Origin of the sequence: Arthrobacter sp. R4 (assembly GCF_051365025.1) — a bacterium.
Lineage (GTDB): Bacteria > Actinomycetota > Actinomycetes > Actinomycetales > Micrococcaceae > Arthrobacter.
Map to the genome: position 1 here is coordinate 486,826 of NZ_JBLWIJ010000010.1, position 22,437 is coordinate 509,262.

18 protein-coding genes are annotated in these 22,437 nt (G+C 66.5%); 9 read left to right on the top strand and 9 right to left on the bottom strand.

The window, feature by feature from the left end:
* Positions 1-10: 10 nt before the first annotated feature.
* The 4 genes from ACLKOZ_RS08065 to ACLKOZ_RS08080 form a co-directional block, all read right to left on the bottom strand.
* On the bottom strand, positions 11-364 hold the full coding sequence (locus ACLKOZ_RS08065) for a hypothetical protein (RefSeq protein WP_436474149.1): 354 nt from the start codon (positions 362-364) through the stop codon (positions 11-13).
* 28 nt (positions 365-392) lie between these two features.
* Complete coding sequence (locus ACLKOZ_RS08070) at positions 393-1,445, bottom strand: hypothetical protein (RefSeq protein WP_436474151.1); 1,053 nt, start codon at positions 1,443-1,445, stop codon at positions 393-395.
* 105 nt (positions 1,446-1,550) lie between these two features.
* Positions 1,551-3,416, bottom strand: coding sequence for a gamma-glutamyltransferase family protein (locus ACLKOZ_RS08075; RefSeq protein ID WP_436474153.1), 1,866 nt, complete (start codon positions 3,414-3,416; stop codon positions 1,551-1,553).
* A gap of 124 nt (positions 3,417-3,540) precedes the next feature.
* Entirely contained in the window at positions 3,541-5,712 is a 2,172-nt protein-coding gene (locus tag ACLKOZ_RS08080) for an elongation factor G-like protein EF-G2 (protein WP_436474155.1), read from the bottom strand.
* 159 nt (positions 5,713-5,871) lie between these two features.
* Between ACLKOZ_RS08080 and ACLKOZ_RS08085 the strand changes: the two genes are divergently transcribed.
* Positions 5,872-6,453 carry a hypothetical protein gene (locus ACLKOZ_RS08085; protein WP_436474157.1) on the top strand — a complete coding sequence of 194 codons (582 nt, stop codon included), beginning with the start codon at positions 5,872-5,874 and terminating at the stop codon, positions 6,451-6,453.
* Here the strand turns inward: ACLKOZ_RS08085 and ACLKOZ_RS08090 are convergent.
* Complete coding sequence (locus ACLKOZ_RS08090; RefSeq protein WP_436474159.1) at positions 6,419-7,141, bottom strand: helix-turn-helix transcriptional regulator; 723 nt, start codon at positions 7,139-7,141, stop codon at positions 6,419-6,421. The two genes, ACLKOZ_RS08085 and ACLKOZ_RS08090, sit on opposite strands and share 35 nt — an antisense overlap.
* Before the next feature lie 88 nt (positions 7,142-7,229).
* Here ACLKOZ_RS08090 and ACLKOZ_RS08095 point away from each other — a divergent pair, with 88 nt between their 5' ends.
* The gene (locus ACLKOZ_RS08095) at positions 7,230-7,643 is read left to right on the top strand and encodes a hypothetical protein (protein WP_436474161.1); all 414 of its coding nucleotides are present in this window, start codon (positions 7,230-7,232) and stop codon (positions 7,641-7,643) included.
* Positions 7,644-7,682: 39 nt separating this feature from the next.
* Here the strand turns inward: ACLKOZ_RS08095 and ACLKOZ_RS08100 are convergent, their stop codons facing one another.
* Positions 7,683-8,804, bottom strand: a complete 1,122-nt coding sequence (locus ACLKOZ_RS08100; RefSeq protein ID WP_436474163.1) for a zinc-dependent alcohol dehydrogenase — start codon at positions 8,802-8,804, stop codon at positions 7,683-7,685.
* A 367-nt stretch (positions 8,805-9,171) separates the two neighbouring features.
* Between ACLKOZ_RS08100 and ACLKOZ_RS08105 the strand changes: the two genes are divergently transcribed.
* Positions 9,172-10,626 (top strand): DUF222 domain-containing protein, encoded by a 1,455-nt coding sequence (locus ACLKOZ_RS08105; protein ID WP_436474165.1) that lies wholly within the window; start codon positions 9,172-9,174, stop codon positions 10,624-10,626.
* A 13-nt stretch (positions 10,627-10,639) separates the two neighbouring features.
* Here the strand turns inward: ACLKOZ_RS08105 and ACLKOZ_RS08110 are convergent, their stop codons facing one another.
* Positions 10,640-11,575, bottom strand: coding sequence for a 5'-3' exonuclease (locus ACLKOZ_RS08110; RefSeq protein ID WP_436474167.1), 936 nt, complete (start codon positions 11,573-11,575; stop codon positions 10,640-10,642).
* Positions 11,576-11,606: 31 nt separating this feature from the next.
* Positions 11,607-11,855: a hypothetical protein gene (locus ACLKOZ_RS08115; RefSeq protein WP_376047368.1), complete on the bottom strand. Its 249-nt coding sequence runs from the start codon at positions 11,853-11,855 to the stop codon at positions 11,607-11,609.
* A 578-nt stretch (positions 11,856-12,433) separates the two neighbouring features.
* Here ACLKOZ_RS08115 and ACLKOZ_RS08120 point away from each other — a divergent pair.
* From ACLKOZ_RS08120 to ACLKOZ_RS08145, 6 genes are all read left to right on the top strand, one after another.
* Positions 12,434-13,732, top strand: coding sequence for an SWIM zinc finger family protein (locus tag ACLKOZ_RS08120; RefSeq protein WP_436474169.1), 1,299 nt, complete (start codon positions 12,434-12,436; stop codon positions 13,730-13,732).
* A complete protein-coding gene (locus tag ACLKOZ_RS08125; protein ID WP_436474171.1) occupies positions 13,729-15,180 on the top strand; it encodes a DUF5691 domain-containing protein in 1,452 nt (483 codons plus the stop codon). The genes ACLKOZ_RS08120 and ACLKOZ_RS08125 overlap by 4 nt, the downstream gene beginning before the upstream one ends.
* Entirely contained in the window at positions 15,177-16,283 is a 1,107-nt protein-coding gene (locus ACLKOZ_RS08130) for an ATP-binding protein (RefSeq protein WP_436474173.1), read from the top strand. The genes ACLKOZ_RS08125 and ACLKOZ_RS08130 overlap by 4 nt, the downstream gene beginning before the upstream one ends.
* Positions 16,284-16,326: 43 nt before the next feature.
* On the top strand, positions 16,327-18,675 hold the full coding sequence (locus tag ACLKOZ_RS08135; RefSeq protein ID WP_436474175.1) for a DUF5682 family protein: 2,349 nt from the start codon (positions 16,327-16,329) through the stop codon (positions 18,673-18,675).
* Positions 18,672-19,868 carry a VWA domain-containing protein gene (locus tag ACLKOZ_RS08140; protein WP_436474177.1) on the top strand — a complete coding sequence of 399 codons (1,197 nt, stop codon included), beginning with the start codon at positions 18,672-18,674 and terminating at the stop codon, positions 19,866-19,868. The genes ACLKOZ_RS08135 and ACLKOZ_RS08140 overlap by 4 nt, the downstream gene beginning before the upstream one ends.
* 98 nt (positions 19,869-19,966) lie before the next feature.
* Positions 19,967-21,238, top strand: a complete 1,272-nt coding sequence (locus tag ACLKOZ_RS08145) for an MFS transporter (protein ID WP_436474277.1) — start codon at positions 19,967-19,969, stop codon at positions 21,236-21,238.
* On the opposite strand, the gene ACLKOZ_RS08150 is transcribed toward ACLKOZ_RS08145, so the two are convergent.
* Positions 21,235-22,320, bottom strand: a complete 1,086-nt coding sequence (locus ACLKOZ_RS08150; RefSeq protein ID WP_436474179.1) for an acyltransferase family protein — start codon at positions 22,318-22,320, stop codon at positions 21,235-21,237. The two genes, ACLKOZ_RS08145 and ACLKOZ_RS08150, sit on opposite strands and share 4 nt — an antisense overlap.
* Positions 22,321-22,437 lie beyond the last annotated feature (117 nt).

Sequence of the window (22,437 nt, forward strand, 5' to 3'; positions counted from 1 at the left end):
TACTGGAGTGTTATTGCTGCTGCGGAGGCTCCTCCGGCCAGTCAGGGGCTTCCCTTCCGGGCGCGTCCCACGGCAGGCCTTCCCCCGGGCGGGTCTTGGCTTCGCGGCGGGACAGCCACGCCTCGGCAAACAGCCGCTCCGCCGGCGTGAAATCCGCTGTCACTTCCGCCGGGACGCTCCCAGCGAACCAGCGCGTCCCCGGGACTGCCTCGGGCAGCGGATGGGTTGCCGGCACTCGCACAATGGCAATCCGCGGCGGCAGCCATTGAAGCACGACGGCGTGCTGGCGCAACTCCGCGAGCCGCCCACCGGCGGCGGCCTCCACGTCCAGTACTACCAGCGCCTCCACGAATTCCTCTGCCATGCGTTCCTCCGGAGTGCCCATCGGAGCGCTAGGTCCGGGCTCCGTGCGGTTTCCCGCCGACGCCGTCCAGGACGCCCCTCGCTTGCCGGTCCACAAGGCCGGTTAACAACTGCTGGGACGCCCCGAAGAGGATGGCCCAGGCCAGGATCTGGGGCGCCGAATCCAGTGCGCTCAGTCCGGGCACAAACCCGCCGCCCATGAGGACCAGGCCCAGCACGGCGGTAAGTGCCCCGGTGGGGAGCTTGAGGACCGTGAGGGCAATCGGGAGGCTGAACGGAACCGGGGTTGCCTCCATGCGGTGCAGGGACGTTGCCCCGGACACGGCAGCGGCCACCAGCCCAACGAACTGGATCAGGAAGATGTCCCCCGGCATCGCTGTCCTCAAGACCACCAGATCCTTGTCGTCACCGGCGTCCGGGCGGTACAGCGACTCCGCAGCAGGGCAGACGATCTTGTCATCGGGGTTGAAGCACAGCGGGATGGACTGCGGCGCGCTCAGTCCCCAGATCCCCAATGCCACGGCCACCGAGAACAGCACCACGGTGGCCACGACCACCGCGTTCCGGAAGTTCCGGACCTTGATGTACTGCTGCCGTGAATGCGACCGGGCCGCCGTGAGGGCTATGCCAAGGCTCTCTCGGGTGTCGATGCTGACCGGCGAGTCAAGGCTCTGTTTGGACAGCGCTTCGATCCGCCGCCTCCGTGGGTCTTCGGCTTCAAGGTACCGGCGGACGTCCGAGTGGATGCCGGGGAAATGCCCCTGGATGTAATCGTCCGGCGCGCGTAGCAGCAGCAGGGATTCTGCGGCATCCAGGTTGCTGACGGCGCATTCGATGGCTGATCCGCCGAAGTCGGTGAATCCGCGGTGGTTCCTGCCCCCGGCGGAGGTCTCGGCGATATCCAGGTGCCGGCTGATGCCCTCGTCGAGGACTGCAAGGAATTCGTCGTTGCTGCGGGACTGCATCCACACGGACAGGGCCCTGAGCCGGGTTGCGCGGGTCAGGACCTGCTCCGCCCAGATCCTGTTCTTGTGGCGTAACCGGTCTTGCTGGACCGTCCCGTTCTCGGTTGGATCACTCATCCCGGTCGCCTTCCGCCCGTGCGGCTGAATCTGTCATCCCCCCACGAGCACCCAGTATGGACAGGCGGCGTTACACCGGCGTTACGGAACCATCCTTTGCACCGCTCATTTGGCTGGCCGGACCACCATCGCTGAACCACCCCCGCGCCTGAGGGGCTCGGCCACTGCGGTCATGCTCCCGCCCGGGCCAAACTCAATGGCTGTTGCGGCGCCGATCTCTGCAGCGGACGTGAAGGCGTCCCCTGCGGGTACCAGGTTGTGCCCGTACGGTGCCAGCTGGGATCCATAGAGCGTGATGAAGTCCGGCTCGGCCGTGACGTTCACCGTGTTGCGCTGGGCTGCACGGGGCGCGGCGAGCGCGTCGAAAATGCCCATGCCCAGATCCACCCGGTTAAGGATGGTTTGCAGAACCGTGGTGATGATGGTCGAACCGCCGGGCGAACCGAGCGCCAGGAACGGTTCTCCTTCGTGAAGGATGATGGTGGGCGACATTGACGAGCGCGGACGCTTCCCGGGTTCAATCCGGTTCGGGTCGTCCGGATTTGTGGAGGTATAGGAGAAGTCGGTCAGCTCGTTGTTGAGCAGGAATCCGCGGCCGGGCACCACAATGCCCGAGCCGCCGGTCTGCTCGATGGTGAGGGTGTATTCCACGACGTTGCCCCACTTGTCAGCCACGGTCAGGTTGGTGGTTGAGATGTTTTCGGTGTCCGTTTCGTCAGCGGCCGCAGCGGGTGGAACCGGGCATACGCCGTCGTAGGATGTCACGTTCCCGGCAGGTACCGGTTTGATGGCCGCAGTGTCCGGATCGATCTGGCAGGACCGTTCCTTGCCGAATACCGGGTCCGTCAGTACCTCGGTGGGGACGTCGAAGAACGCGGGGTCACCCACGTACGCGCCACGGTCCGCGAAGGCAAGCGCGCTCGCCTCGAGGTAGTGGTGCAGGGCACCGGCGTCGGACATTCCGGCGAGGTCGAACGGCTCGAGGATGTTCAGTGCCTCGCCGACTGTTGTGCCGCCGCTGCTGGACGGCGCCATGCCGTAGACGTCGTAGCCGCGGTAGTTGACGTGCGTGGGCTCCTGGTCAATCGTCCGGTACGCAGCCAGATCCGCCGTCGTGAGGTATCCGGGCACAGCGGGAATGGAGACGGGCGTCGTCGCAGGTGGCACGGGGGCAGGAGCCACCCAGGTGGGATCCTTCGGCGGAACCTGCACCGTGGCGGCGATCTCCGCCGCGAGCGGGCCGCCGTAGAAGGCATCCGTCCCCTCCTTCGCGAGGAGCCGGTAGGTCTTTGCGAGGTCCTGGTTGTGGAAGACACTGCCGACGGCGGGGGCGTCGCCACCGGGAAGGAAAAGCTCACTGGTGGGCGTGAATGCGGAGAAACGGACTTTGTTGTCAAGGGTCTGCTGGCGGAACGTTTCGTCCACCACAAACCCGCGGTTGGCCACCTTGATGGCAGGCTCGAGGGCCTCATCGAGGTCCAGCGTGCCCCATCGTTCCAAGGCGCGTTCCCATGTGGCCGGCGTGCCCGGTACACCAACCGAGACGCCGCTGGAGACGAGCTCCGCAAACGTGTAGAAGGTCCCTGTCGCCGGGTTCACGAACGCCGTTGGCGGCATGGTTGCCGGGGCGGTTTCACGGCCGTCGATAGTGCCCACCTTGCCGGTCTTCGCGTCGTAGAACACAAAGTAGCCGCCTCCGCCAATCCCGGCACTATAAGGCTCTGTGACGCCCAACGTAGCGGCGGCGGCAACAGCGGCGTCCACGGCATTACCGCCGTCCCGGAGGACCTCAATGGCCGCAGCCGATGCCTCCGGGTCAACGGTGCTCACCGCCCCGCCGTACCCGGTGGCAACCGCCTCCTTCGTCGTCTCGCGAGGATCGGCGGAGGCTGGATTCATCACCGCCCCGCCCATAACGCTCAAAGCCAAAACCGCCGTAGAGGCAGCAAGTCGACGTCGTAAACCTGGCATAGTCGCTCCCTGGTGAGGGTGGTGCGGGTTGAGGTGGGCGTCAGCCTACTCCGCGGCAGTTCGACATTCAACGGTGGTTCGAAAGCCCGCGCCCTGGTAACGCGCCAGCCCGCGGCCCTGCCGTTCAGGCGACAGGAACCGTGTTGCCGGGCACAGGGTCGTGCCTCAGGTACCGGCGCCGGAACCGTCCTGTGCCAGCCGTAAGGGCCCGCAGTTCCACGGCGTACTTCAGGAGTTCCTGGTCGGGGACCTCAGCACTGATTTCGGTCAGATCCGAGCCGGAGGACGTTGTCCCGGTCAGGCGTCCGCGGCGGGCGGAAAGATCACTCATCACCGCCCCCACATGCTCATCCGAGACGCTGATGACAACCGAAGAAACGGGTTCCAGCAACTGGATACGCCCCGCTGCCGCAGCTTCCCGCAGCGCCAGGGCACCGGCTGCCTGGAAGGCGGCGTCCGAAGAGTCCACGCTGTGAGCTTTTCCGCCCACCAGGGTTACGCGCAGGTCCACCACCGGGAAACCAGCGGAGACACCTTTCTGCATCTGCGACCGGACACCTTTCTCGACGGACGAGATGAACGTTCCCGGGATCACTCCACCCACAGTCCGGTCTACGAATTCGAAGCCACCACCCCGGCTGAGGGGTTCGACTTCAATGTCGCAAATCGCGTACTGCCCGTGGCCGCCGGACTGTTTGACGTGCCGGCCGTGGCCGGCAGCAGGAGCGGCGAAGGTTTCCCGGAGGGGCGTCACGACGCTGACGGTGTGCAGTTTCACGCCCTGGTCGCGCAGCCTGTCCAGCACTACCTCGGCATGGGCTTCTCCCATGCACCACAGGATCTGCTGGTGGGTTTCGGCGTTTCGTTCCACCCTCAGGGTAGGGTCCCCCGCTGCCACCTTTCCAAGGCTGCGGGCCAGTACGTCTTCGTCGCTGTGGGAGTCAGCCTCGATGGCCACGGGCATCAGGGGCTCGGGGATCTCCCAGGTGGCCAGGAGCAGGGGTTGCTCGCGGCCGGAAATCGTATCCCCGGTCTCGGCGCTGCCGAGCTTGGCCACAGCGCAGATGTCCCCGGCAATGCAGCTGGACACAGGACGCAGGTTGGCTCCCAACGGGGAATACAGGTGGGTGACGCGTTCGTCGGTGTCGTGGTCCTGGTGGCCGCGGTCCGCCAGGCCGTGGCCGGCCACATGCACCGGGGTATCCGCCCGCAGCTCCCCGGAGAACACCCTGACCAGGCAAACGCGGCCCAGGAACGGATCAATGCTGGTCCTGACAACCTCCGCGGCCAGCGGCCCGGCAGGGTCGCACGCCAAGGCACCCAGCGGGGTTCCGGCCAGATCGGTCACGTCAGGCAGGGAGCGCTCCAGCGGTGATGGAAACGCCTGTGTCAGGACCTCCAGCAGTTCGGCCGCGCCCACCCCTGTCACGGCCGATGTGGAGAGAACCGGGAAGAAGGAACCGCGGGCGACGGCGGTTTCCAGGTCCTCGACCAGCACAGCGGTATCGATGTCCTCACCGCCCAAATAGCGGTCCATCAGCGTCTCGTCTTCGCTTTCGGCGATGATTCCTTCAATGAGTTCCGCCCGGGCAGATTCTGCTTCCTCCAGTTCCCGGGCACTGCCGGGGCGCCCTGTGGGTCGAAGCTCCCCCGTCCCGTATTCAGAGACAGTCCCCGACAACAGGCCGAGGAGGCCGGTGACTTCACCGCCGGTCCGGACCGGGACATAGAGCGGCAGCACTGAATCCCCGAACGCCGCACGGCAGGCGGCTAGGACGCCGTCGTAATCGGCGCGGGGATGGTCCAGACGGGTGATGGCCACGGCGCGGGGCATCCCCAAGTGTTCGCACTCACCCCACAGGGCCGTGGTGGTCGCGTCGATGCCGTCAACGGCCGACACCACAAAAAGGACGGCGTCCGCAGCCCGCAGCCCTGCCCGGAGCTCCCCGATGAAGTCCGGATATCCGGGCGTGTCCAGGAGGTTCACTTTGGTGTCGCCAAGCAACAGCGGAACTACTGACAGCGTGACCGAGCGCTGCTGATGGACGGCAGAAGGATCCGAGTCGCTGACCGTTGTGCCGTCCGCGATACTGCCCTTGCGGGTAATCATGCCGTTCGCGGCCAGCAGCGCTTCAATGAGCATGGTCTTGCCCGCTCCGGAGTGGCCCACCAGCGCCACATTCCGGACCTGCGCAGGGTCCTGGGCGGGGATGCCGGCCGAGGCATCGGACCGGCGTGCCTCCGGTCCGCCGCGGCCGGCCGTCCTCGCTGCGTCCTTGGTACCTTTCACCGACATTGGAACCTCCTGGCGTCTTTGCCATACCACCCGGGCTGAACGTGTTACTTGATTCGACACCCTGGCGGGCGGAACGGCAAGGGCACCGCCGGGCGATTCATGGACCGGGGGATAATTGCAACCAAGCCGAACAGTCAGCGCTGGCGTGAGGGGGTCCGGATGCAGCCATTTCCGCGCATCACGGTGGAGGTACCTGTGCTGGGTGTGGGATCGGGGCCGGCAGACTATGAGGGCCTTGCCCAGCGCGTCGATAGCCTGCGCCGGGTGGGGGGACTGCACATGACGCTGCTGCACATCGGCATCCTGGAGGAGTTCTCCCGAGATGTCACCGAGTGGACCAAAGGCATCACCAGCGCCGACGCTGCAGCCCGGGAAACGGTCCATTGGCTGCGGTCCCTTCCGGTGCTCGGCGCCTTCTCGGGAATGTCAGACCGGCTCATTGTGCTGGGCGGAGGTGGCATCGCCGGACTGGAAGTGGATGTGCCGCAACAGGTGCATGATTTCCAGGTGTCGCTGGTGGAGGGACTGCGAGTGCTGCTCGACGGCCTGCTCGTGGACAACGTGGACGACTTCATCCTCAGTTCGCCCGCCCTGGGGTTCCGATACCCGCACTGGGTGCCGCACGTGGCGGTGGGCCGGCCGAAGTCACGGTCCCGCGGACCGGTGGAGATCCCGCCCATGACCGTGGCGTTCGGTGAATCGCGGATCAGGAACGGGAGGTTCCTGCCGGCAGTTGACTGAGGTCACCGGATCCGGCGTCGTTCGCTCCTGGCGGGGCGATTCTTGCGCAGCATTGCCCCGGAGTGTCGTTGCCGAGCACCCTGTCCTCGGAATCACCGCATCCGGACGCCGCACCGCGGAGGAATGCGCCGTTCATCGCACATACCGTGTCCGGATGCCTGTCCGCCAGCCGATGGAAAGGGCAATTCAGCAGCGTCAGGCCGCCGGCGCCGTCCGGTACAGGCTGGTAGCCCTCGGCCATGAGGAAGCCTTCCAGTGTCCCGTTTCCCGCAGCCGCGGTGCGGCCGGCTTCACGTGAAGTGACAAGGAGCGCTTCCCGGATGGGTGTCCCGCCGGACGACGAATGCTCAATGGCTGCCGCGAGCAGCTCGCCGGCGAGGTCGTAGTTCCGGTCCGGAACGAAGGCCCCGATCTCAGGCTCGGCGGTCCTGTACATCTTGGCTGGGCGTCCCGAACCCGGGCCGGTTTTTCCCGCCGGTTTGTGGAACTCCACGGCCAACAGGCCGTCCTTCACCAGCCGGTCCAGGTGGAAGGACGCGGTGCTTCGAGGTAAGTCCACGGCCGCTGCCGCTTCGTCGCGGCCAACGGCACCGTCCGACGCTGAGACAAACTCGAACAGCTGGCGGCGCTTTTCATCCCCCAACGATGCGACGGCGGCCAGCCGGCCGGCCCACGGAAGTCTGCGCATGAGGGAGCCTCCTTCTAAAAACAAGAACTGTTGATTAATCATAGCTTCGCTTCTAAAATGACAATACCTACTTTTAGAAGGAGTCATCATGAAATCCACTGCTGCGGAGCGGACGAACGGCCGGAGCCTGGTCACGGAACCGGGACATCAGGCGTTCCTCCTGCTTCGCACCGTATTTACCGTTGCCCCCATCCTTTTCGGGCTGGACAAGTTCACGAACCTTCTTGCCGACTGGACCATCTATCTGGCCCCCGTGGCGACCAGTGTGGTGCCCCTTCCAGCGCAGACCATCATGTATGCCGTTGGAGTGGTGGAGATCATCGCCGGCATCGTGGTGGCAGTTCGACCGCGCTTCGGATCCCTGCTTGTGGCTGCCTGGCTGCTGGGAATCATCATCAACCTCCTAGTGCTGGGCAGTTTCTTTGATATTGCCTTGCGCGACTTCGGCCTCCTGGTTGGTGCCCTGGCGCTGAACCGGCTCGCCACGGCGGAGTCGCATTAGGCGGACCCCAGGCTCCAGGGCCGTAGCGCCCGTGTCCACTCAGGCCTGAAGGAGGGCTGGGCGGTGGAGCACAAGCTTGGTGGCATGTTCGGCGTACGCGCTGGGGGCGTCGTCGAAGTCCGCGAGGTGGCTCGTGACCTTCTCCGCGGGGAAGTTGTTGGTATGGACCCAGTCCAGGAGTTCGGGCAGGACCGCGCGGGGGTGGGAAACCCCCAGATGCAAGGTGATGTCGTTGGCGTACATGTGCATCAAAGGGATTCCGGTATTGGTGCCAGGATAGTAGCCAATGGCCGTGCAGATCCCTCCTGGGGCCGTGGCGCGGATGGCCTTGCGGACCCCGGAAGCAGTGCTGGAAGCCTCGACCACAATGTCGTACCCGGCCCTTGGACTGGCAGACTTCCCGGTGCGCTGGTGGGCATCGGCTCCAAGCGAATGGGCAACATCAAGGCGACGGTGACTGGTGTCCACATAATCGACCCTCGAGGCGCCGTGTGCGACGGCGAGGCCGGCGGCGTATAGGCCGATGGACTTGCCCCCGCCGCCAAGGACCAAGACTTTCGCGCCAGGCCTGGCCCGGAGCTGCGGCACCACGGTCCGCCATCCATCCGCGAGGTTGTCGCTGGCGGCCGCGACGCGCAGTGGGTCGAGCCCGTGAGGCAGCGGGACGAGCATGTGCTCTGCAAACGGCACCCGGATCAGGTCTGCCACCATCCCGCCGTAGGGTCCGCAGGCCGGGCCAAACCCGTATGCGGCGATCGCGCGTCCGTCCCGGGCAACGGTGCATTTGGAGGTCAGGCCCCGCTTGCACATCCCACACCGTCCGCAAGAAACGGACCATGGCACAACCACTTTGTCGCCCACATTGAGATTCTTGACGTACGGCCCGGCTTCGACCACCTCCGCGATCGCTTCGTGCCCAATTGCGAACGGTCCTTGGAAGGGGACCGGCCCACAGATGTTTCCGACGACGGGGTCGATCACCCCGGCCTTCAAACCTGCCTGCAACCCCCGCGAAACACGGTGGTGGATCGGCAAAGTGTCACCGTCGCAGCGGCCCACAACAATCGGGCGCACGATCGCATCATCACCTGTGATCAGCCTCGGGTCGATGCGTTCAATCCACTCCAGCTTGCCGGTGCTGATGAAATTCAGTTCACGCATGGGTGGATCCGTTCTGTGGGGAGCCCTGTGCTGATGATCTTCTCCCCCTGCAGCTCATTATGCTGGGGACGCCCACCACGATACGGGCAGCAGCGGCTTCCGAGAAGACCAATTGGAAGCGCTTACTGACGCCGTGTCCTTCGTTGCCGCAGCGATGGTCCGGCACGGATGGGGATGACACCGCCGACGGAAAAAAATTTCGCTCTCGGGTCCGGTTTTCCCGGCAGCCTCGGCCGGAGGGCTTCAACTTGCTGCCCTGCACGCGGGGACGAAACCGCCCCAAGGCAATTCCAGAGGGTCCTGGAGGTTATCCACATAGGGCATGTGCTGGGCTGTTTTTGTTGGCGGGTCGCTGGATGATGGGGGTATGGGGATCCCGGGTGTTGAGGAGGCGGTGGAGGCTTTCGAGGCTGCTGCGGCGGAGTTTGCTGCCTGTATGCGCCGGGGGCTGGGTGGCCGGGGTTCCCAGACGGGTTTCCAGACGGGTTCCGGGACGGGGTCCGGGGGTGATGATCCTTTGCGGGGGCAGGCGGATGCTTGCTTGGACGGGCTCGCCGGTTCGGTCCGCGTGGACGCGATGGTTGCGGCGTTCAGGGTTCGCCTGGCCGCCGCGTACGCCGGGAAGGCTGCGGCCCTGGACGGCCCGGTCAGGAGCCCTGGGGAACACACGGCCCAGGAGATGGGTGTGGTGTCCGAGGTCGCGTGCGCGCTGACGGTGAGTGAACGCTCGGCTTCTGCGCTGTTGGCGCAGGCCCATGAGCTGACCACTGCCTTGCCGCTGACGCTGGCTGCGCTGCAGTCCGGGGATCTGTCGTGGCAGCACGCGAAGGTCATGGTCGATGAAACGACCGGCCTGGATGCTGCCGGCGCGGCGGCGTTGGAGGCCCGTTTCCTGGGCCCTGACGTGCCGGACCGGGCCCGGGAGTGCCCGGCCGGTGAGCTGGTCCCGTCCCGGTTCCGGGCAAAGGCCAGGACCTGGCGGGAACGCCACCATCCGGTGAGTATCGAAAAGCGCCACGCCAGGAGCGTGCTGGACCGGCGGCTGGAGTACGTCCCGGACCGGGACGGCATGGCCTGGCTTTCGGCCTACCTGCCCGCAGACCGGGCAGCCGGGATCTGGAACGGCATCACCGCCACCGCCCGCACCCTCCAGGGCCCGGCCGAGACCCGCACCATGACCCAGCTCCGCGCCGACATCGCCGCCCAACTGCTCCTCAGCGGCGCCGCGGGCGATGAAACAACGGCTGACGGCGTCTCCGCCGATGAGTCGACGGGGCGGGTCCCGATACCGGCGGCGCAGGTCCTCGTGACCGTGCCGGTGTTCGCCCTGATGGGCCTCACCGACGAACCAGCCACCCTCGACGGTTACGGGCCGATCCCGGCATCGATGGCCCGGAGCCTGGTCGCCGACGGCGCCGGCTCATTCCACCGCGTCCTGACCGACCCCCGGAACGGGGCGCCGCTGGAGATCGGCCGTAACAGTTACCGGATCCCCGCCGCGATGCGCCAATGGCTGAGGATGCGGGACGGCAAGTGTCCGTTCCCCGGCTGCAACAACCAGTCCCTGGACAATGAAGCCGACCACCTCCTGGCCTGGGCAGACGGCGGCACCACCGGCATCAGCAACCTCGGCCAGCCCTGCCCCAAACACCACCGGCTGAAACACACCACCGCCTGGACACCCACCGCCGCCAGCATCGACAAACCACCCGGCTGGACCTCACCCACCGGACGCCACTACCAAAGCGAACACCAAGACTGGGAACCACCCCACTGGCCAGCTCAAGTACAGAGCGAACTGGTTCCCGACCAGCACCTTTAGCGCTGGCCCAAGGCTACCGCTGGTCCAAGGCGGCCAGCAGCCGTTTAACAGAGCTGCCGAGATTCCAGTCGACAGCAAGACGCTCCAGTTCGGCGCGCGAGTCGGGGCCGACGGGATGAAGCTGTGCTCCGGCTTCCTCGAGGGTGGGCAACTTGAGGTCGCGTACCACTTTTACTACCGTGGGCGCGACCATGAGGTAATCGGCAGCGGCTTCGAGTCTTGCCCGCACCGATGCGGAAACGCCGCCTCCCCCGTCCGCTGCCGCCGCGAGCAGATCGTCCAGCGTGCCGAACTGCCCGAGCAGCGACGCGGCGGTCTTCTCACCGACACCGGCGACGCCTGGCAGCCCGTCCGATGCGTCGCCGCGGAGCGTGGCATAGTCGGCATACTGTTGGGGCAGCACGAGGTACTTGCCGACGACGACCACCTCCGTCAACACTTCGAGGTTCCTCATCCCCCGCGCCGTGTAGATCACGCGCACTTGGCGGGCGTCGTCGATCACCTGGAATAAATCGCGGTCTCCCGTGACGACGTCGACCGGAAACTCGGCGTGGCTGGCGTACGTGCCCACGACGTCGTCCGCCTCGTGCTCGTCAGCCCCGACGACGGCTATGCCAGCGAGGTCAAGCACGTGGCGGATCATCGGAATCTGGGCCTCCAGCGCATCCGGAACAACCTCGATATCGGCTGCATCCGTCATGACCTCCGCGACCCGGTGGGCCTTATAGGTCGGAATGAGATCCACCCGCCACTGCGGGCGCCAGTCGTTGTCCCAGCAAGCGATCAGGTGCGTCGCACCATAATCGGTGGTGAGCCTGGCAATCATGTCCAGAAGGCCGCGGACAGCGTTCACTGGTGTCCCGTCGGGACGACGGATGCTATCCGGCAGGCCGTAGAAGGCGCGAAAGTACAGTGACGCGGTGTCGAGCAGCATCAGGCGGTGTGGCATACCTGATCCTGACACGGATGCGCCGGCAGCGTTAGACCGCTCCCGCCCACCGTGGCCCGGCGGGCTGACGGATCGGCCTGATACGGCCATGAAGGTCAGCGGCCGGAATACGCCGGACCTCATGGGGCTGGACAACCGGGAGGTCGTAATTATCCGGCCGCGCCTCCTTCATGGCTTTCGGGCAGAGATCGGTAATGTGTCCCATGCCGGCATACTCACGCACCTCGGCAATGCCGGCAACCGCTGCGGTCTTGGTGTCAAAGGCTTTGGAAATGGCCATCACCGTTCCATCCGGTGCTGTGAGACGAAACCTGAAACAGGATTCGGGGTCCACGTAAAGTTCAAACATGCCGGCCATGGCTCTCCTCAAGTCTGCGCGATCAAACCCCGCGACGGCTTTGCCGCTGAGCTGAGGGACGCGACGCTGCGTCCCTTACCGCTGGTTTTGTTGTGCAATCCCATTGATCTGTGCATCAAGTTCCTAAAGAGTCTCGCTTAGCCGCGGGAGGGTGCGCAAGAGTGTTCAGTTAAGCTCTCCGCGTTCCCGAGGGCCTTGCACGCGGGCTTTCCGCAGGATAACTGGCAGGCCTACGCTGGCGGCAGGCCTCAACCCAGCGTCGACGGCGTCGAGCTCTACTACGGCGAAAACGGCAACGCGGTCCTCGTCCTGGGCCTCCACGGAACGCCCGTTTAAGCCGCGCTATGGGAGGACGCAGGCAAGGAACCGGGCCTGCACGGCGGCTCTGACTCCCGCGCCTAGCCGTACGTCAAGGCCCCTGGCCATCTTGTTCAGATCTTGAGGGCCACGCCGCGCTGCTCACCTTGGCGCTTCCTGTGACATCGGGCACAATGTGCTTCATGGGGCGATGGAGCGAGCAGCAGGTGATAAGCGCCGCTCCCGACGCGGCGTCCCTCGCGGCCGCGCAGAAGCTGGCACGGCCGGGGCCCTGGTCCGATACGGGCAGCAACGACGACCTGGTCTGGGGCAAATGCCAAGGCAGTGGAAAGACGCCCTATCAGGTGAGCGTGGACACCGTGGCCCCCGCCTACCGGTGCTCCTGCCCCAGCCGGAAATTCCCCTGCAAGCACGCCCTGGCTTTGCTGCTTATGTGGTCCCGGGGCGAAGCGGCCGACGCCGGCACAGAGACCGCCGGTTTCGCCCAGGAATGGGCGGCCCAGCGGGCGGAACGGTCCGCTGCGCGGGAAAAACGCCCTACTGATCAGCCGACGGATCCTGCAGCACAGGCCAAGCGGCTGGCCGACCGAATGGCACTGATGGATGCGGGGATCGAGGACTTCGCCCGGTGGCTGACGGATCTGGTCAGGACCGGGCTGGCGTCCGCACGCACCCAGCCGTACTCCTGGTGGGACGGCGTGGCAGCCCGCCTAGTTGACGCCCAGCTTCCGGGTTTGGCTGAACAGGTGAGGGCCATGGGTTCGGACGTACACGCCCGGGCCGACTGGGCCGACCATCTGCTGTTCCGGGCAGGCCGCTGGTGGGCCGTGACCAAGGCCTGGCGCATGAGAGAAATCCTGACGCCGGAGGAGCTCGCCGATCTCCGGGTGGCCGTCGGCTGGGCAGTTCCGACGGCGGACGTCCACGGCACCGAGGCCCTGCACGGTCCCTGGCTGGTCCTGGGCGCCCACCGCAGCGACGACGGCAGGCTCAAGCAGCAACGGACCTGGCTCCGAGCACCCGACGGAACGATCGTCGTCGTCCTCGATTTCGCTGCCCAGAGTGAGTCCCTGGCGACGCCCCAGCTCGTCGGCGCTGTCCTGGACGCCACGCTCGCACGGTACCCCGGCTCCGCACCGAGGCGGGCCATGTTCACCAGCCCCGCCGCACCCTTGGGAACGGCAACCAGCCTGGGCGACGGTGGCAGTATCGCCCAAGCGATGGAAGCCGAATCGGCCGCGGTAGCCCTCTCCCCCTGGCGTGAGCGCCACCCCGTCCTGCTGGGCGGAGTGCGCGTCTGTCCTGGTGACCACGGCTGGCTGCGGGACGGAGCAGGAGACGCCCTCCCCCTGGTCGACGCACCATTGGACGCCTTGCTGGCCCTGACCGGCGGTCATCCCGTGGACGTGTTCGGCGAACTGGATGAGGGCCACCTACGGCCACTGTCCGCCGTCGTTGGTGGAACGGTGGTGACGCCATGACCTGGTTGGCCGAGCTCAGGACGGCGGCGCTCGTCGGGACCGCCCGGCATCCGGCACCGCCGCCGCCCAGTGAACTGGGCGTCCGCCCCCCGGACGGCCTGTCCAGCGAGGAATTGGTGCTTGACCAGGCGGCCCTGGCCGACGCCGTCAGCCGTTCCTCCCGGGAATCCACCACTTTGGATGCAGCTGACCTGCCCGAGCCAGCCCCACCGGATGATGCCCCCATAGCCTCCGATACGGCCGCCCGACTGCTGGAACTGCTGCTTACCCAGCCGCCGGTCGGACAGGAGCTTCGGGACCTGCTGGTGGCCGATTGGCTTCAGCTGGCCCAAGCCTTCGGCCGACGAGTTCCGCACAGACTGCTGCCTGTGCTGCTGGCTTTGGCGGACACGAAGCCCGGCGTCGCAGCGCTTCTGCAGCCGGCGATCGGTGCCCGGGGCCGCTGGCTTCAGGACCTCAAAGCGCGGGGGTCCGACCTGCCGGCAGCCAGTGCGACGGATTGGGAGGAGCTGAAAAGCGCGGACGCCACCAAAGAACTGGAACGCCTCCGCAAGAGTAGCCCCGCCGCCGCCCGCGAATACCTTTCCGCCCACTGGGAGACGCTCGGAGCCCGGGAGCGGGCCGCCCACCTGGGCACCTTGGCGACGAACCTGGGGGACGACGACGAGGACCTGCTCGAGCGGGCGCTCGATGACAAAGCCAAGGTGGTCCGCGAGGCTGCCGCCGGCCTGCTCGACCAACTCCCGGCCAGCGCCCGCGCCCGCCGTATGGCCACCCGGCTTCTCCCTCTGCTGCGCGTCAAGGGCGTGCTGCGCAAGCAATTCGAGATCGACCTCCCTTCGGAACCGGACGCGGCCGCCCTGCGGGACGGGATCGCGCCGGACCCACGCAGCGGTGAGCCCGACCTGCTGAGCCGGCTCGACACCGTCGTCCGCGGCGCCCCGCTCGACGTCTGGACAAAGGCCTCTGGCCGCAGCCCCGCGGCAATTGTGGCACTGCTTAAGAGCGAAAAGCGCGTCCTCGAAACGATCCGGGACATTGCCGCACTGCGGGGTGACGGTGACTGGGCTCGTGCGCTCCTGGAGCTCCGCTTGGACTTGCGGCTGCTCAATTGCCTGCCTCAGGATGAGCGGGAAGAGACACTGATCCGGCACATCCGCGCCAGCACCGCAAACCCCTTCGCACTGGCCACACCGCTGCGTGACATGCCACGTCCCTGGGGAACTGCCCTGGCTGAAGCCGTGCTTGAGCAGATTTCGGCCAAGAACGGCGGACAGCTGGCAAGCATGCTGGCCGACGTCCTGCCCGCGGCACTGCCGCCGCAGGCGGCCGAGCAGGCCCGGCGATTGCTAGAGCGTTCAGACGACGACGCCGCGCGGCGCCGCGTGCTCCGTGAGGCCCTGCAGTACCAATCATTCCGACAATCCCTGACGGAGGCTTTTCCATGACCAATGCCCCTAACGGCACCGATGTCCTTCGCGCCCACGCCGAGCACGCGTACGCCGACGAGCTCAGCGCGCTGGCCACCGTCGACGACCGGCCCCGTCCGCCGAGCTGGCGGCTGTCACCCTGGGCGGTTACCACCTACATCCTCGGCGGCACCCTGCCAAACGGAGTGCAAGTCACGCCCAAATACCTGGGCTCGGAACGGCTGGTGGAAATCGCCGTGGCATCCCTGGCAACGGACCGGGCCCTGCTCTTGCTTGGTGTGCCGGGCACCGCTAAGACCTGGCTGGGAGAGCATCTCGCCGCAGCCGTTTCCGGATCCTCAAAGCTCGTGGTCCAGGGCACCGCCGGAACTCCGGAGGAGGCACTGAGGTATGGCTGGAACTATGCCCGGCTGCTCGCCGACGGCCCCTCCCGGGCTGCCATGGTCCCCGGGCCGGTGATGCGCGCGATGGAGACCGGAAGCCTGGTGCGGGTGGAGGAACTCACCCGGATCCCGTCCGACGTGCAGGATTCCCTCATCACGATTCTCAGCGAGAAGACGCTGCCGATCCCCGAACTGAACGAAGAAGTACAGGCACGCAAGGGCTTCAACATCATCGCGACGGCCAACAACCGGGACAAAGGCGTCAACGATCTCTCCTCAGCACTGCGCCGCCGCTTCAACACCGTGGTGTTGCCGCTACCGGACAGCATCGACCAGGAGGTGGAGATTGTCACCACCCGGGTCCGCAGCCTGGGCGAGGCCCTTGAGCTTCCGGCTGACCTGGCCGCGCTCTCCGAGATCCGAAGGGTGGTCACCGTCATGCGGGAACTGCGCGCAGGCGTAACCCAGGACCAGCGAACCACCCTTAAATCGCCCTCCGCGACTCTGTCGACAGCAGAAGCCATCTCGGTCATGACTAACGGGCTCTCCCTCGCCGCCCATTTCGGTGACGGAACCGTCCGGGCCCAGGACGTAGCGGCCAGCCTGGTGGGCGCGGTGGTCAAGGACCCTGTCCAGGACCGGGTGATCTGGCAGGAATACCTGGAAACCGTCGTGCGGAACCGGCCGGAGTGGAAGGACCTTTACCGGGCCTGCCGCGACCTCGAATCGACCAACTGACTGTGGCTTCTGACCGCTGGGCCCTGACCGATGAGCCTGACCGATGACTGAAGTCCACATCCTGGGGATCCGGCACCATGGCCCCGGCTCAGCACACTCCGTCGCTGAAGCACTGGCCAGCCTCAAACCGGATTTGGTGCTGGTCGAGGGACCTCCGGAACTGGACCAGGTCATCCCCTTACTGTCCGATCCCGAGATGGTGCCGCCAGTCGCCGGCCTCATCTACGTAGCAGACGAGCCACGGCTGGCTTCCTTCTATCCGATGGCCAGTTTCTCGCCGGAATGGGTGGCGATCCGCTGGGCCCTCTCCACCGGCACCCAGGTGCGGGCGATCGACCTGCCGGCGGCGCACACTTTCGCGCTGCAGATGGCCCCTGCGCCCTCTGTGCCTCCCGTGCCGCCGTCGGACGTGCCAACTGTGCCTCCCGTGCCGCCATCGGACAGTGAGCGGGAGGACGACGACGGTCCCTCCGCAGACGGTACGGAACCACCTGCCCCTCCACAGCAGCCTTACCGGCCCGACGCGATCGGGATGCTCGCCGCGGCCGCCGGCTACAGCGACGCCGAGCGGTGGTGGGAGGATGCCATCGAGCACCGCAACACCGACCCCGTCGACCGGTTCGCGGCACTGACCGAGGCCATTGCAGAGATCCGCGCGGCCGACGACCGGCCGGGCGACCACCCCGACGTAATGGAGAACAACCGGCGGGAAGCCGCGATGCGGCGCCTGATCAGGGCTGCCATGCGCGAAGGGCACGCACGGATCGCCGTCGTGTGCGGTGCCTATCATGCCCCGGCGCTGGTACCCGCCGACTTTCCCTCGGCGTCTGCAGACAATAAAGTGCTCGCCGGCCTGCCTAAAGCAAAGGTCGCCGTCACCTGGGTGCCATGGACCTCGGGCCGGCTCAGCCTGCGCAGCGGATACGGTGCCGGGGTCACCGCACCGGGCTGGTACCAGCATCTCTTTTCGCACTGGATGGCCCGGGGCTCCGGCCCGGACGTGTCCACCACCTGGCTGGTCCGGGTAGCCCATGCCCTGCGCCGGGAAAACCTGGACGCATCAACGGCCTCGGTGGTGGAAGCGAGCAGGATGGCGACTGCCCTGGCCGCCGTCCGGGGCCGGCCGAGCCCGGGACTGGCGGAACTGGACGACGCCGCCCAGGCCGTGCTGTGCGACGGTTCGCACCTGCCGCTGGCCCTGGTCCATCGCGAACTCACCGTTGGACTCGAACTCGGGAGCGTGCCGGACTCCGCGCCGACCCTCCCCCTGGCCGCCGATCTGGCAGCCACACAACGCAGGCTCCGGTGGAAGCCCAGCGCCATGGAAGAGGTCCTGACCCTGGACCTGCGCAAGCCTAACCAGCTGGCCCGCTCGGTCCTGCTGCACCGGCTGGCGCTGCTCGGAGTGCATTGGGGCGCGCAGAGCGAAACCGGCCGGACCACGGGCACTTTCAAGGAGGTCTGGACGCTCCATTGGCAGCCGGAGCTCGCGGTTGCAGTGGTTGAAGCCAGCCGCTACGGCACGACGGTCGCCTCGGCTGCCTCGGCCTGTGTGTCCGAACGTGCGCAGGATGCAGGCAGCCTGGCCGAGCTTAGCGAACTCCTCGCAAGCTGCCTGCTCGCTGACCTGCCCGACGGCATAGGTGGCGTCGTCACGGTACTTGCCGAGCGCACGGCCCTGCAGCAGGACGTCGCGCCGCTGCTGGAAACCATCGCCCCGCTGGCCCGGACCTGTAGGTATGGAAACGTCCGCGGAGTTGACGTCACGGGTGTACGGAAAATCCTGGACACAACGGTGGTGCGTGCCTGCGTGGGACTGCCCACAGCCTGCGCAGGCCTGGACGATGAAGCTGCGGACGCGATGCGGCGCGCCATCGACTCAGCCCAGCAAGGTCTGTCCTTGATGCCCGACCTGCCGCTGGGCGACTGGCACCGGGCGCTCGCCGCCGTCGCAGGCTCGGACCGGATCCACGGTTCTGTGGCGGGACGGGCCACCAGGCTGCTGCTGGACGCGGGCCTTGTGGACGGAAACGACGTGGCCGCCAGGCTCAGTCGCCGGCTCTCAGTGGCCACTCCGGCGCGGGAAGCCGCTGCCTGGCTGGAGGGCCTGCTCTCCGGCGACGCGACGCTGCTGGTTTATGACCGGCGCCTCCTCAAGATCGTGGACGACTGGGTGGCCGGCGTTGACGACGACGTCTTCGACGACGTCCTCCCGCTGCTGCGCAGGACCTTTTCGGCATTCAGCCAGCCGGAGAGGCGGGAGATCGGCGAGCAGGTGAGCCGCATTGACGACGCCGGGAAAACGGACAACCAGGCAACCCTGGACCTGGCGTCGGCTGGCCCTGCGATCCGGACCATGGCCAGGTATCTCGGATGGGAGGTGGTCGCGTGACGGACGCGAACCCTGATGTCATCGGCCCGCGCGGCCGGCTGGACCGCTGGCGCCTGGTTCTTGGCGGGCAGGCTGCGGACGGCATCAGCACGGCGGACGGCGATGGCGTGGTGCTTTCAACCGCTGACGCGCGCCGGGACCAGGCCCTGGAGGCTTTGTACGGGGCGGAAAAGAACGGCCGTGGTGGCCTCGGCGCCTCCAGCCCTCGGGTGGCCCGCTGGCTGGGTGACATACGGAGCTATTTCCCGTCCAGCGTCGTGCAGGTGATGCAGGCCGATGCGATGGACCGGCTCGGGCTGCGCCAGTTGCTCCTCGAGCCGGAGATGCTGCGAACGGTACAGCCCGACGTCGGCCTCGTCAGTACGCTGGTAGGCCTCGGCCGGGTGATCCCCGAGCATTCCCGCGAGACTGCCAGGACAGTCATCCGGCACGTGACGAATGAGCTTGAGGACCGCCTGCGCGCCAAGACCGTCCAGGCGGTCTCCGGGGCACTGAACCGGGCGGCACGGTCCCGGCGGCCCCGCCATCGGGACATTGATTGGGCCAGGACGATCGCGGCCAACCTCAAGCACTACCAGCCCGAATACCGGACGATCGTGCCCGAGCGGCTGGTCGGCCATGCCCGACGCAGCACCGAGATCCAGCGTGAAATCATCCTGTGCATCGACCAGTCCGGGTCCATGGCCGAGTCCGTGGTGTACTCCAGCGTGTTCGGAGCTGTGCTCAGCTCGCTGCGGTCCGTGCGCACCCGGCTCGTGGTCTTCGACACCGAAGTCGTGGACCTGACCGACGAACTGGACGATCCCGTTGATGTGCTCTTTGGCGTGCAACTTGGCGGCGGCACTGACATCAACCGAGCCCTGGCTTACTGCCAGGAGCAGATCACCCAGCCCACCGAAACGATCCTGGTGCTGATCAGCGACCTCTACGAAGGAGGGATAGCGGAGGAAATGCTGCGGCGCGCGGCCACGATCGTGGGTTCGGGGACCACCATGATCGCGCTGCTGGCGCTGAGCGACAGCGGCCACCCGTCTTTCGACTCAAGCCATGCCTCGGCCCTCGCCGGAATCGGCGTCCCTGCCTTCGCCTGCACGCCCGACCTGTTCCCTGACTTGATGGCGGCGGCCATTGAACGCCGCGATGTGGGCGAATGGGCGGCGTCCCAAGACATTCCGACGGCCCACGAAGCGTAGGGGGATGCTGAGGTTTCGCCGGTGCTCTGGCACACCACGTTGAACGGGGCGAGAATAGCCTCGTGTTCCTAACTCGCCGCGGCGGGGACGGCGAAACGATGAACGCTGCCGCCCGAAAGATTCAGCGCATCTATCTGACGTTGACGCTGGGCAATACCCTTGCGGCCTCCTTCATCTGGGGCGTCAACACGCTATTCCTGCTTGACGCGGGGCTGACAAACTTCGAAGCTTTCGCCGCGAACGCCTTCTTCACGGCCGGAATGGTAATTTTCGAGGTTCCCACGGGAGTGATCGCCGACGGTTGGGGCCGTCGGGTTTCGTTCCTGCTGGGCACCGTAACCTTGGCCGGTTCGACCTACCTTTACTACCTGCTGTGGCTGCTGTCTGCGCCGTTCCCCTGGTGGGCCGCGGTGTCGATACTGCTGGGCCTGGGTTTCACGTTCTTCTCGGGGGCGGTTGAGGCCTGGCTGGTGGACGCCCTGCATTTCTCGGGGTACGAAGGCGGGCTCGAGTCGGTCTTCGGGCGCGGGCAGATGGTGTCCGGGGTGGCGATGCTCGTTGGCTCGGTGGCCGGCGGCGTCATTGCCCAGGCCACGGACCTCGGCGTGCCGTTCCTTGTGCGGGTGGGCGTGCTGTTGGCCATGTTCGCGTTGGCGTTTTGGCTCATGCACGACGTCGGATTCACCCCTGAGCGGTCAGCGCACCCCTTGCGTGCGACGCGGGCTGTGCTGTCCGCTTCGATCGACAACGGCCTGAAAATCCCGCCCGTGCGGTACGTGATGCTGGCTGCCCCCTTCAGTACCGGCGTCGGGTTCTACGTCTTCTATGCCCTGCAGCCGTACCTGTTGGAGCTCTTCGGGGACCCGCGGGCGTACTCAGTGGCCGGCTTGGCGGCGGCAATCGTGGCCGGCGCGGAAGTAGTGGGCGGCTGGCTCGCCCCTCATATCCGGGGCCTGTTCCGCAAACGCACGTCCGTGTTGATCCTTAGCGCCTGTATCAGCGCGCTGCTTCTCCTGGTGCTCGGGTTTACCCAGGTGTTCTGGGTTGCGCTTGCCCTGCTGACGCTGTGGGCTGTGGTCGACTCCGCGGCAATGCCCGTGCGGCAGGCCTACGTCAACGACATGATCCCGTCCAAGCAGCGGGCCACAGTACTCAGCTTTGCTTCACTGATGGGATCGAGCGGTGGCGTAGTGGTCCAGCCGGCGCTCGGCCGGGGTGCCGACGTATTCGGCTACCCCGCATCCCTTGCCATGGCCGGTGTGATCCAGCTCTTTGTGGTCCCGTTCGTGCTGGCGAGCCGCCGGCAGGGCTCCCCCGCCGATGTGGCCAAAGCTTCGACGACGCCATCGACCGAGGAGACCAGCCCCTAGGTGCCGTAGCGCTTGTCGAACCGTACGCGTCCTATGCGGCCAAGCCTTTCCACCGTGTGCCAGCTGATCACCGCCACGAGCAGGGTCAGCACGATGGCCAGCACTGCCACGAGCGGCGGAAGGTTGGCCGTTGATCCGTGGTTGAGCCACAGAATAACCGGATAGTTCCAGAGGTACGCCGCATAGGACACCGTGCCCAGCAACTGCAATGGCCGGGACCATTGAGGCATTTGGCGCTGAGTGGAAGAGGCCAGGACCACCAAGACGGCGGCGGCAACCATGGCCAGGGGGCCGCCGGCGAAAAAGAACGCCGGGGACTCGTTGGCCTTGGGAAAGAACATCAGCGCACCCAGGACGGCGGCCGCACCAAGAAGGGCCGCCCGCCGGGTGCTGCGCCCAGAGAACCACCCGGACAACCGCACACGATACAGGCGCAGTGCGGCACCGATGATCAGCCCGAGGCCCCACGTCGTCGGAAGCGCGTAGACCAGGGAGTGCAGGTGCGGGGCCAGGATCAGCATCCCCAAAACGCTCGCGGCCATTAATGCATAGACGACGGCGGCCGACCAGCTAATCAGGCGCGCCTGCCGGTTCGTCCGCAGGGCAAGCACCAGGAGGGCCGGCCAGATGAGATAGAACTGTTCCTCCACCGCAAGTGTCCAAAGCGGCCCGATGGCCATGCTGACATCGAACGGCAGCGGCAGGTCTTTGAGGTACCCGAAACCGGCCAGGAGTGTGTAACCGATGATTCCCTTCGACCGGTCCCCGAGGACGTCGGCCATGAGTTCCACGATGGCGTATACGCCCAGGAAGGCGGTCAATGCCGGCAGCAGCCGGAAGGCCCGGTGCGCGTAGAAGCGTCCGTAACGGACCTTTCGGTGCCGCTCGACATCCCTCATCAGGACGCCCGTGATCAGGTAACCGCTCAGCACGAAGAACACAATGACACCGACGATGCCGGCGCCCTGGAAGACTCCGGGCCACGAATGCCCCAGCAGGACGGCGCCAACAGCGGCGCCGCGTAGAACATCCAGTCCGCCCAGCCTCTGGCGAACCGTAGTTTGCGGGGCGGCCGTCTTCACGGGTCCACCAATGAGTAACGTCACATAACCTCCGGGGCTTTCGTCCGGCCAGTGCCCGCCTTGGCTGGTCCAAGGCAGGAACTGGACCCTCGATGCTCGACTGAATTTCGCGGGCGC